This is a genomic window from Spirosoma terrae (assembly GCF_010435915.1).
GTDB lineage: Bacteria > Bacteroidota > Bacteroidia > Cytophagales > Spirosomataceae > Spirosoma > Spirosoma terrae.
Genome location: NZ_JAAFZH010000015.1, coordinates 144046 through 156164 on the forward strand (window position 1 = coordinate 144046; position 12119 = coordinate 156164).

Genomic DNA, 12119 nt, shown 5'->3' on the forward strand with positions numbered 1-12119 from the left:
AACGAATTAATACGACTCGTATTCGAAACGTACCGTTTCTTTCGTTACGGTGCCGTTGGGAGCAGGAGCCGTAATCGTTTTGATACGTAGCGTCGGCAAATTGGCCGTATTATATTGATACTGATACGTAATGGTTTCTCGCGTACTGGCTTCTGGCGTTTCGCTGAGTACGTTGTTCTGACTCAGTGTCAATACGTTATCGGTTCCGCCAAAGAGCGCATTTGGCGTGGTTGGCCCGTACAGAATGTTGACGAAACCACTCAGCGCCGACGGAATAACTGACGTACCATAGAACGGGTTGATTTTATCGTCGTGCGTATACGTAGCACTGGTGATCCCCGGAAAATCGCTGCTCATTCCGGAGGGCATGCCCTGATACCGGATACCAGTGCCGCCGGTCGTTTTCGTTAGATTTTTTCCCGTAAACGTGTACTGTATGGCTCCCTGAATACTAAATCGAGGATGCGAATAGCCGCCACTACTACTAACGAGCTGTTTATTCGCATCATACGTATAGGACCAGCTCAGTCCGTTAATGTACTGAATTTGCGAAACCAGGCCCGATTCATTATATAAGTAGATATACTGCTCTACAGCGTTGTTCGGGCCACTCTGCGAACGAGGATAGGGAATACGTTCTCGACGTAGCTGCGTCAGGCGATTCTGAGCATCGTATAGATAAACACTATTCATGACTTCGGCTACCGTGCTGTCGGGTGTCTGGTAGGTTTTGATAGTGCTCAATCGTCCCTGCGCATCATACCGTAGGACGCTTACCTTCGCTACGTTGTCGGGCAATTCCTGCGTTATTGTGTTCACTCGATAGCGTGTCGGCGTACCCGGATTCGGGTCTATAACGCGTTGCTCCGAACAGCCGGTGAGCCATCCTGCCAATGACAAAATGGTCAGATAAAAAATAAAGTCAAATCGTTTCATCCTAATGGTGAATAGCACTAATAAATCGTTCCAATCGCCTATATTCCAATCATCTATACCCTTATTACCAGGGTCAGCGAACCGGGCAAAACCGTTTTCCACTGTTTATAGGAGAATTCACTAGAAGGTAAATACACTGATTTATTTTTCACATTGATCGTTATCATTTCTCGCTGCTTCCTTTTCCACAGTGCAAAAAAAATGCTGCACCAACTGGTGCAGCATCAACTAGTTATCAGGGTACAGCGAACTACGTAGCGTCGTTTTTATTTAGCCAGTCCGTCACGCCGAGCCCGTGTACGGACGCGCTCGGCCCGACTCTTGCTATCGGGGTGCGACGACAGAATAGCCGTTACTTTATTGCTCTGATTACCACCATTCAGCTTGGCCAGCTTTTCGAATGACGTTGCCAGAGCCATCACGCTATAGCCGTTCCGCTTCAGAAAATCATAGCTATAATCATCGGCCTCTGTTTCCTGCTGACGACTGAATGATGCCCCAAAATAGCCATCGACCAGCCCACCCACTTGTGAGCGGGATAGCTTACCAATTACACCCGAATTGGCAGCCGCTACGTTACGTACCGCCGACCGTCTGAGCGCACTTTTCATCGCATCGCGCGAATCCTTATTGACAACGTGGCCAATTTCGTGACCCATAATCGCCAGCAATTCGCTGTCCGACATGATGTCCATCAGTCCTTTAAATACCCGCACACTACCATCGGCAGTAGCAAATGCGTTTACGTCAGGCACCATATACACTTTATAGTTGATTGGCAGACCGCTAACGGTACGGTGACGACTAACAATTTTGTTCAATCGCAACGTGTAGGGATCATTGGGACCTGCAACTGGATTTTTCGCATCCATCTCCACGACAGCCTGTCGGGACAACTGAGCCACCTGCGCATCCGATAACGTAGCGGCCGTTAAAGCTTCCATCGCTGCCTGCACCAGATTTTGTTCGCCCTGCGCAACGGATAGTCGCGAAACGCCAAGAAAGAGAGCAATTATTATGAGTGCACGTTTCATTTGTCGAGTCTAACAGACAGGTGGTGTGATGAGCATCTGTCTGTAACAAAGACTAGTTTACCCCTGCAAAAGTTTAAGCCATAGGGTCAATATTTACTCCTTTTCACGGGCAGAAACGTCGGGAGCGCGTTTTTTACGATGCTTTATCGATTCATCAGGCACTAATTTTTTCGTCTATCCAGGCCAGCAGTTTCTGATCAAACTGGTCCGCTTCTTCATACTAAACCAATCTAAAAAGCGCTACTGCATCAAATCCATCAATTAGGACAAAAGTCTGATCGTTTTCCAACCTTTATGACTAGATGGGAATCTTCTCTCTATACTGATTACGTCTATGCGCTATCTGCCTGCGATAACTGTTTTTTTCCTACTAGGAGGGTGTCAATGGATTCAGCCCAAAGAAGTAGCAGCTACCGTTTTTAAATATCGGTATATGCTTGCGTGCACTTGCTGTGGTGGATTAGAAGTTAGAATTGGTTCTGATAAATATCGAACAAAGGAGGGGCCACCCCCTTTTGCTACGGACACGGTGCCTGTGATGGTAGACAGTTTACCTGTCTGGATTCGCTACCGCGACGATGATAATGAGTGCGGACGAATTATGCGCAATATGATTGTCATTACATCGATGCGATTAAGATAACATACGCATCGCTCTATTCTTCATACGGCTCGCTAATACACAAGACTTACGAACGACCCAGCCAATACCATAAAAAAAGACCGGCTATTAACCGGTCTGAATAGTATCTATTGTTCAGTACTCAATGATGACTTTCCAGTACATGGACGGCTTCCGCTACTTCCATTAGTCCATCCGCATTGACGCCAGTAAGCTGAACAGTCATCGTTTCGTTGATCAGGAGAGGATCGTATTTGGCAACGACCCGCACGTAGTTTTCGGTGAAGCCCTGCATCATGCCGTCCGCTACGTCCTCTTCGAACAAAACTGTCGACTCATTACCTACCTGCGACTCATAAAAAGCCCGGCGCTTTTTGTCCGACAGAATATGCAGCATTTTCGACCGCTCGGCTCGAACATGACCCGGAACGACCGGCTTAATCGCAAGGGCCGTCGTGTTTGGCCGCTCTGAGTAAGTAAATACGTGCAGATAGGACACCGGAAGTTCATTCAGAAAATGATACGTCTCTTTAAAGGCTTCCTCCGTTTCGCCGGGGTGACCTACAATAACGTCGACGCCAATGCAGGCATTGGGCATCAGCTCTTTAATTTTCTGAACACGGTCGACATACAATTCACGCTTGTAACGACGACGCATCAGGCCCAGAACCCGGTTACTACCCGATTGAAGTGGTATATGAAAATGCGGAACAAACCGCTTCGACTGAGCCACAAAGGCGATAATCTCGTCGGTCAGCAGGTTGGGCTCGATACTCGAAATCCGGAATCGCTCAATACCCTCCACATCGTCAAGTGCCCGCACCAGGTCAAAAAACGTCTCCTGACGGTGACCGTTTACAAGACCAAAATCGCCAATATTGACCCCCGTTAACACAATCTCTTTAACGGCAGCGGCCGACCGTCCCCGTTCAGCAATTTCACGGGCGGCTTTTACTACGTTAGCCACCGTATCGGAGCGGCTTTTTCCACGAGCCAGCGGAATGGTGCAATACGCACAGGGATAATCGCAGCCGTCCTGCACTTTCAGGAACGTACGCGTTCTGTCGTTTAGCGAATACGAAGCGTGATAGTCAATCACCTCCTCAATAGGCGAATTGAACACTTGAGCAGGATGGCCAGCCGGAACCTTCACGAAAGTCGGCATGATTTCGTGCAACCTAAACTTGTCGGCAGCCCCCAGCACCGCATCGACCCCCGGAATTTCAGAAATCTCCTTCGGCTTCAGCTGCGCATAACAACCCAGAATGGCTACGTACCCGTCTGGATTGATCTTTTGTGCTTCACGGACAATTTTCCGACATTTTTTATCGGCATTGTCGGTCACCGAGCACGTATTGATAATGAAAATATCCGGCTGCTGATTGAATTCTACCCGCTCGTATCCATGCTGTTCCATCAGACGAGACAGCGTAGAGGTTTCGGAAAAATTCAGCTTGCAGCCAAGTGTATAGAAAGCGACTTTTTTCACGGCAAACAATGTATCCTGCAAAATTACAAAAAAACATCGGGGTGGGTTCCGTATTGCACTCTGAATATCACCCAATTGCCAGCGAGTCGGACGACGTATCGTCGTTATCTTTCAGGGCAACACCGGTTAATTGTAATCGAAAAGCCGACTGAATCAGCCACATAAGCTTATTAACCGCCATAACGGGCGGCAGTCCCTGTTCACGAATATTGGATAAACAATTTCGGCGTTCGTCGGTCAGGCCCGGCTCCGGCGCATAGGTCAGATAAGCCCCCATGCTATCAAACGAGCTGAGGCCCGGCCGTTCGCCAATGAGCATAATCGCCAGTTTGGGCCGCAGAATCCCACCTATGGCATCGGTGATGGCTACTCGTCCCTGTTCAACCAGCACGATGGGTGCCAGCGAAAACCCGGCCTCGCCCATGGCCTGAACCAGTAAAGGAACAACGATCGGTGCATACGTATTAACAGCACTGGCCGACAAACCATCCGCAATGATGAGGCCAACATCAGCAGGCTGGCTATTGAGTTGCGTAAGCTTTTCGGCCGACGACTCATCCAGTAGTCGCCCCAGATCCGGCCGTTGCAGATACGTATCACGATTATCTGCCTGACTCCGAACGTAGTGAACAGGCAAGCCCGTTCCAGCCAGATTCGTTTGTAAATCCGCTACGTTCAGGTGGGAATACACCGCATCTTTGGCATGAGCGTGCGCCATTTTAAACCGAAGCGATTCGCCAATCGGAATAGACACACCCGTTTTACCGAGGGCAATCCGTGCATTGGTGTACGCTTTCAACGACTCCCAATCGTCCGACTCCAGCCCTGATTTTTTAAGTTCGTTCATACTGTACGCTATTGCATCCATGCTCCTACTAGCTCTTTACACTGGCAGTAGCGCAGCGTAGAATTGTTGCTGTGCCGTTGTCGACAGGCGGTTCCCCTGGTTGTCCATGATTCCCTGCCGTAGCAACCACGCTTCAAACTCTGGAGCGGGTCGAAGCCCAAGCACCCGACGCAGATAAAGTGCATCGTGGAACGATGTCGACTGGTAATTCAGCATAATATCATCAGCACCGGGAACGCCCATGATGAAACTGATACCAGCTACACCCAGCAACGTCAGCAGCGTATCCATATCGTCCTGATCGGCCTGCGCATGGTTGGTATAACAGATATCCATGCCCATTGGTAGTCCCAACAGTTTCCCACAAAAATGATCTTCCAGACCAGCCCGGATAATCTGTTTGCCGTCGAACAGGTACTCAGGCCCGATAAAGCCCACTACCGAATTAACCAGAAACGGTTTATAGTGCCGGGCTACGGCATACGCCCGCACTTCGCAGGTCTGCTGATCGACGTTATGATTGGCTCCCGACGACAACGCACTCCCCTGCCCCGTTTCGAAATACATGAGGTTTTCGCCCAGCGTTCCGCGCCGTAACGATAGTCCAGCTTCGTAGGCTTCCTGCAATAGCGGCAACGTAACGCCAAAGCTGGCATTAGCCTTCTCAGTTCCGGCAATGGACTGAAAGACCAGATCGACCGGCACCTGCTGTTCAATCAGTTGCAACGTCGTCGTTACGTGGCTCAAGACACAACTCTGCGTCGGAATCTCAAAGCGCTCCCGAATTTCGTTGATCATGTGCAACAGCCGGGCCGTAGCTGCCGGACTATCAGTGGCGGGATTGATGCCAATAGTGGCATCGCCACTCCCGTACAACAAGCCATCGATCATGCTGGCCGCAATACCTTTCAGATCATCGACCGGATGATTGGGTTGCAGACGTACCGACAAATGCCCCTGCAAGCCCACCGTGTTCCGGAAACGAGTGACAACTTCACATTTTCTGGCCACCAGAATTAAATCCTGATTCCGCATCAGCTTCGATACGGCGGCCACCATTTCGGGTGTCAGACCGGGCGCTAATTGCTGCAACGTAACGGTATCGGCTTCGTCGCTCAACAGCCAGTCACGCAGGTCACCAACCGTAAAATGACTGATCGGGGCAAACGCAATTTTATCATGGGTGTCAATAATCAGGCGCGTTACGTCGTCCAGTTCATACGGAATCAGGGCTTCGTTCAGGAACGTAGCGAGCGGTAAATCGGCCAGACACATCTGGGCGGCCACCCGTTCTTCGTAACTCTCAGCTGTCAGCCCCGCTAACGTATCACCCGAACGAAGCGGACTCGCCTTCGCCAAAAGCTCTTTCAGGTCATTAAACCGATACGTAAACGCACTGACCGTACACTGATATGCCATATTTCTTTGACTAAAATAACCCACCCGACCGTCACTTTACGGGGGAGGAGTTGGAGAGATACTGATAGTTTACCGATCATCTTTGACAAAGTTTTGAACCACCCGACGGCCCGGTTTGTCAAAGATCAATCGCAACATCAACTGGCAGCGGTTTCCGTCTCCCAGTCCTGCATACTCTTTTTATACTGACCCGTGATATAGAACAACCCGGACACGATCACAAAACCACTGAAAAACAATAGACTCAGCCAACTATAAAAATACACCATAGCGACCAGGGCAACAATGGCCAACAGCAAAGCAATCGCCGGGAAAACCGGATAGAAAGGCGCTTTAAACGACCGGGGCATTGTAGGGTGGGTTTGCCGAAGCCGGAATAAGGCCAGCATACTAATGATATAAACCACTACAGCGCCAATCGTCGACAACACAACCAGCTTACTGGTATCGAGCAATACCAACGCCAGAATACCGAAGATAGCCCCAGCCAGCAGAGCCAGATAAGGTACCTGACGGGTTCGGCTAACACGCGACAATACGTGTGGCAAATAACCGCTACGTGCCAGTGCAAAAATCTGCCGGGAATAGCTGATAATGATCCCATGAAACGACGCAATCAGGCCAAATAACCCAACGCTGGCGAAGAACCGGGTCAGGGGATTCTGCCGACCGAGAACAATGGCGACCGCTTCGGGCATGGGGTAGTCGAGATGATCCAGATTTTCCCAATTGGTAATGCCGCCAACACTGACCATAACCGTAATTGCCAGAAAGGCAATGGTCGATACCGCCGAAATATAGCCTTTGGCAATGGCATTTTTCTGGTCTTCGACCTCTTCAGCTACCATCGCTACGCCTTCCAGACACACAAATAGCCAGATCGCAAACGGTAAAGCCGCAAAAACACCACTCCAGCCAAATGGCATAGGATTATGCAGGAACGTATCGATGTTTGTATGCGGAAACACGACGCCCATAAACAGCAGCAGTTCGGCAATGGCAATCAAGGTCATGATGAGCGAAAACCAGGCGGCTTCCTGTATGCCCAACAGATTGATAAGGGTAAAAACGGCGAATGAGAGCACCGAACATAGCACAACCGGTATGGACGGATAGAGAAAATGAACGTAGCTGCCCAACGCCAGAGCAATGGCAGGTGTCGCAAACAAAAACTCAATCACCGTTGCGTAACCTGCAATCAACGCCCCTACCGGCCCGAATGCTTTGAAGGCATAGGCAAACGGACCACCCGCATTCGGGATGGCGGTTGTCAGTTCGGTAAAGCTGAAAATAAAGGTAAAATAGAGAACCGTAATCAGCAGGGCGGCAATCAATAGCCCAACCGTTCCGGCTACACCCCAGCCGTAGTTCCAACCAAAGTATTCGCCTGAGATCACTAAACCAACGCCAATAGCCCATAAATGAATAGGCTTCAATGCTTTCTTTAACTCAGGCTGTTTATCCGTCATTTTGGTTTTAGTTGACAGGACTCACCGGATGTACAGGATTCTATCTCTTCTTTTTTGATTATAAAAATCCTGCCCATCCGGTGAATCCTGTCGAAAAATTTACACAATCATTCCACCCATCAACGGGTCAGTGTAGCCAGCTTTACCGGTTTCTACACGACCGGCATATTGCTGTGCAAACGTATCGAAGCCAGCTACTTTTACACTGAAATCATACCAGTTATGGCTGTTCTTCAGATTTAACGTAATGGTTTGCTGCGCCCCTTTTGTACCGGCCTTATCCAGTACTTTTTGCTCGCCTTTGCCACGATAGGCGTTGTCGGTTAGCTGAATTGGGTATGTCCGCTGCGCATCGGTATTTTTGAGCCGGACTAGTATGTTCCCGGTAAACTGCTTTTTCGCATCACGTTCGTACTCGCAGGAGATCTCAACGGGCGGGTTTTCGGCTCCTCCTTTAAACTCCCGATAAAATCCATTCGGCCCGTATACGCGCAGCTGGTAGGGTTTATCTGATGCCCAGCCATCGCTGAGCTGATCGCCCGCTACCACCGTATAGGAACGTAGCGTTACGTCGTCGTTCAGCATCTCATAAACCTGAAAAGGAGCACTCAGCGCCTGTTTACCAAACACCTCATTCCGGGCCGCCATCGTGAGCGTAAACTGATTCCCAACCAGGCGTCCATCAGCGTATAGTTCATACGGCAGCGCATTGGCCGGACGCATTCCTTTTTCCTGATTCGGAATATTCGCTGAGGCCACCGGGTCCTGGTTGATCTGACGAATTTCGTCCGAACTGAAGGCTTTATACCCCGACGGAACCGGCTTAAACTGAGCCTTGTGAATGCTTTCGTAAAACGCATCCCTGGCAACAAAAGTCGGCAGTTTAATTTTTTCGCCCTGATACGGTCGGAACGCTGATGTCAGATCACCGCAAACGGCCCGACGCCAGGTGCTGATATTCGTTTCTTCTACGTTCTTCCCTTTTTTGTGGCTCAGAAACTTCTCCAGAAACTGTAGCGTCGACGTATGATCGAACACCTCCGAACAAACGTAACCGCCACGGCTCCAGGGCGATGCAATCACCAGGGGAACGCGGAAGCCTAAACCGATGGGTCCGGTACGTCCTTTGTTTGGGCGCTTGTTTTCCTGTTCGGCCGAAACAAACTCCAGCCGCGTATCGATACCTTTGCTGGTCTTACCCGTTTCTGGCTGATCGGGATGAGCTGGTACGAATGGCGATACGTGATCGAAATAACCATCGTTCTCATCGTAGGCCAGAATAAAGATCGTTTTCTTCCAGACATCCGGGTTTTGCGTCAGAATATCCATCACTTCCGAAATATACCACGCTCCATACCAGGGTGCACCCGGATGATCAGAGAAGTTTTCGGGCGCTATCAGCCACGAAACAGTCGGCAGTTTGCCGTTCTTTACGTCACTCCGGAACTGATGCAGTACGTCGCCTTTCGGCACTTGCATCTCCCGTTTCACATCACCATCCTGATAGGTTAATGTCGCCAGCGTCCGATAATCGGGGTCGTTGACATTAGACGTAAACGCCTTCTCACACAGATTTTTATCCCGCTGCGATAGTTGTTTGAACTTCTCCGGCGTATAGTCAACCAGATCTTTCTTTACCAACTCCAGCCAGTGCTGCCAATAGCCCAGTTCCCGTTTGGTACGCGCATATTCCTTGTCGTTTTCCGGCATAGCTTTTAGCTTCTCGTCCAGCAATTGAATCTTGCCGGGAAGCTCTTTCTCCATCTTTTGAATGAACGGATAATAGGCCGGGTGGAAACGAACCCGATGCTGTGAAAACCACTCAATCGGGTTGTCGGTAAAATTGCCGAGCCAGCTATCTTCTTCGCCTTCGAAACCCGTTGGCAGGCTGATTTCATTCTGATAAATCTGCCACGAAATACCCAAATCCTCCAGGCGCTCGGGGAACGTAGTCCAGCTCACTTCGCGCTCATAGTCAACGTTTTCGTTACGTACGTTGGCCATCGCTTTAGGATCGCGGGGGTCACGCAGCGATCCCGTCCAGAAATACAATCGGTTGGGCGTTGTTCCGGTCAGCGATGAGCAGAAATTCTGGTCGCATACCGTAAACGCGTCGGCCAGCGCATAATAGAACGGCAGGTCCTCGCGGTTGTAATACCCAAGGGTCAGCGGCATTTTCGAATACGCTTTGTTGCCCGATTTTTTGGCGTCGAGCCAGCCGTCCATTCGCCCATTATTGCGCGCATCGACCTGGTTTTCCCAGGAGTGCGGCAACGAACTCATCCATGTCGATTTAGAATCCTTCAGATTCAGGCGAAACGGCGCGTAGGTTTCATTGGCTTTGTTGGTCTGCAACCACACTTTATTCCGGGATGGCAGATCAATAGCTCGGGGATCGTTAAAACCACGAACGCCCTGAAGCATACCATAGGTATGATCGAACGACCGGTTTTCCTGCATCAGAATCACTACGTGTTCTGCATCCAGATACGTAGTGCCAGGTTGTGGATCAATGGCAAATGCTTTCTGGATCGATTCGGGCAGGATACCCGGAAAACTGGCTGATAGAAGAGCGGCTTTTTTGAGAAAATCACGTCTGGAATCCATACTATACGCTGACATACCGATAAGTTACGTCGTTACATCTAATTGGTTGAAGTTACGTCGTTATGCGATCTTTTTCCTAACGACTAGTCAAAAATAGAGGAAAGGCCCTGCATCCAGAACTCCTCCTCTATTATGAAAACATTACTTCAAAATCCACATCAATTCGTTGGTATTGTCGTTACCGTTGAACTGCGACGTTAGGGCCTGTTTAACGTTGGTACCGTTGTAATCCAGTTCGCTCTGTGGATACAGCCACCGAACCGGCAGCTTATCGCCCGGCACGTTCACGTTCGAAGCCGGATTGACCGGAAACGCAGGATAACCCGTCCGGCGATTTTCGAAAAACGCATCGTAGGGCGATTGCAGGAACGTACTAATAAACCGCTGCGTCTGAATCTGCTCAATCTGCTTCTCCGACGTACCAGCCAGTTTAACTTTATCGGATGCTACGTAGCTGGCAATATAATCGGCGGTAATCGGCATGTTATGATGATACAGCGGATCGTTTGGCGTATTGGTCATCGTAAAGGTCATGGCGGCCGTTATGCCATCCGAGTAATACGTAGCAGCGGGCGTTCCCGAAATCCAGTTGCGAACCGTAGCTTCGGCCAGCATAAATTTTAGTTGCGCATAACTCATCAGATAAACCGGCTCACCACCGGGCAACTCCATGTAGCGGCTGTTGACGTTCGAATAGTCTTTGGTCGCGTAGATTTTACTGACATCCGCATAGGCCATCGATGGATCGGTTCCGATGTAGGCAGTTGGATCGTTCACCGCTTTTCCTTTTGTGATCTGAACGGGCGACGGATTCGCGTAATAATACAACCGACGGTCGTCCATCGTTTTCAGTTTATCGATCAACGTACTGGACACCATAGTGTAGATAATGGATGGATTGCCCAGCTTGTGGAATGGATACCGCTGACCCGCTTTATCGGAATAGATCAGTTGAAAATTATCGGCGTTGCTCGTAAAAATCGGTCGGCTGGCCACAATTTCCTTGAACCGATCAACGACTTTCAGATCGGCATCACCGGTTTTTTTGTACAGATTGAGCAGTACGTGCAATTCGAACGTATTGACCAGTTTCCGCCATTTGGCGGCATCGCCCCCGTAAATGGGGTCGCCATCGAATTTGATTCCCTTCGCAAAGAGTGTATTGGCCTGATCCAATTCGTTCAGAATACCCTGAAACACCTGTTTCTGCGTATCATAAGTCGGTGCAATCGTACCCGATTCCCCTTTCAACGCATTGGTATACGGAATATCGCCAACGCGCATGGTCAGATTGAAAAATTTCCAGGCCCGAATAAAAGCCCCCAACGCCGTGTATGAATCCTTCGCAGAACTAGTTTCGGCGTATTTCAGCATTTTTTCGACATTGGTCAGCACCGGCACTACGTCATAGCTGGTGCGGCCCAGATCGTTATATTGCTGAGGTTCCGCAAATTCAGTATACAGAATCGTTTTGCCCAGCATAAACGGCTGCATGAACGTTTTCTGCGAGCTGATGGTCTCATCCGTTACGTTGAGAATCAGCTTGGTAGCCAACATGGGGGCCGTAGCATTGACGGCCGCGTCGGGGTTTGAATTAATCTCGTCGAAGTGAGAGCAACTGGCTGATGATAGTACGACCAGACCAGCAAGAATGTATTGTTTAACCGTTGTTTTCATCCGAAATATCTGTCTTGCG

The 12119-nt window shown here is 49.7% G+C and carries 9 protein-coding genes; 1 reads left to right on the plus strand and 8 read right to left on the minus strand.

Going from position 1 to position 12119, the window contains the following annotated elements:
* Positions 1-6: 6 nt before the first annotated feature.
* Together GK108_RS25025 and GK108_RS25030 are read right to left on the minus strand one after the other, a co-directional pair.
* Positions 7-936 (minus strand): hypothetical protein, encoded by a 930-nt coding sequence (locus tag GK108_RS25025; protein WP_163954313.1) that lies wholly within the window; start codon positions 934-936, stop codon positions 7-9.
* A 266-nt stretch (positions 937-1202) separates the two neighbouring features.
* Positions 1203-1970: a M48 family metallopeptidase gene (locus GK108_RS25030; protein WP_163954314.1), complete on the minus strand. Its 768-nt coding sequence runs from the start codon at positions 1968-1970 to the stop codon at positions 1203-1205.
* A gap of 334 nt (positions 1971-2304) precedes the next feature.
* On the opposite strand from GK108_RS25030, the gene GK108_RS25035 reads away from it, so the two are divergent.
* Positions 2305-2613, plus strand: a complete 309-nt coding sequence (locus GK108_RS25035; RefSeq protein ID WP_163954315.1) for a hypothetical protein — start codon at positions 2305-2307, stop codon at positions 2611-2613.
* A gap of 121 nt (positions 2614-2734) precedes the next feature.
* On the opposite strand, the gene mtaB is transcribed toward GK108_RS25035, so the two are convergent.
* The 6 genes from mtaB to GK108_RS25065 form a co-directional block, all read right to left on the minus strand.
* Positions 2735-4081: a tRNA (N(6)-L-threonylcarbamoyladenosine(37)-C(2))-methylthiotransferase MtaB gene (mtaB, locus tag GK108_RS25040; RefSeq protein WP_163954316.1), complete on the minus strand. Its 1347-nt coding sequence runs from the start codon at positions 4079-4081 to the stop codon at positions 2735-2737.
* Positions 4082-4148: 67 nt separating this feature from the next.
* Positions 4149-4928, minus strand: a complete 780-nt coding sequence (eutC, locus tag GK108_RS25045) for an ethanolamine ammonia-lyase subunit EutC (protein WP_163954317.1) — start codon at positions 4926-4928, stop codon at positions 4149-4151.
* Positions 4929-4964: 36 nt separating this feature from the next.
* Positions 4965-6347, minus strand: coding sequence for an ethanolamine ammonia-lyase subunit EutB (locus tag GK108_RS25050; protein WP_163954318.1), 1383 nt, complete (start codon positions 6345-6347; stop codon positions 4965-4967).
* Between the two features lie 137 nt (positions 6348-6484).
* Positions 6485-7816, minus strand: coding sequence for an ethanolamine permease (gene eat / locus GK108_RS25055; protein WP_163954319.1), 1332 nt, complete (start codon positions 7814-7816; stop codon positions 6485-6487).
* A 99-nt stretch (positions 7817-7915) separates the two neighbouring features.
* Positions 7916-10423 (minus strand): phosphocholine-specific phospholipase C, encoded by a 2508-nt coding sequence (locus GK108_RS25060; RefSeq protein WP_163954351.1) that lies wholly within the window; start codon positions 10421-10423, stop codon positions 7916-7918.
* 141 nt (positions 10424-10564) lie between these two features.
* Positions 10565-12100 (minus strand): SusD/RagB family nutrient-binding outer membrane lipoprotein, encoded by a 1536-nt coding sequence (locus GK108_RS25065; protein WP_212592882.1) that lies wholly within the window; start codon positions 12098-12100, stop codon positions 10565-10567.
* Between the last annotated feature and the right edge of the window lie 19 nt (positions 12101-12119).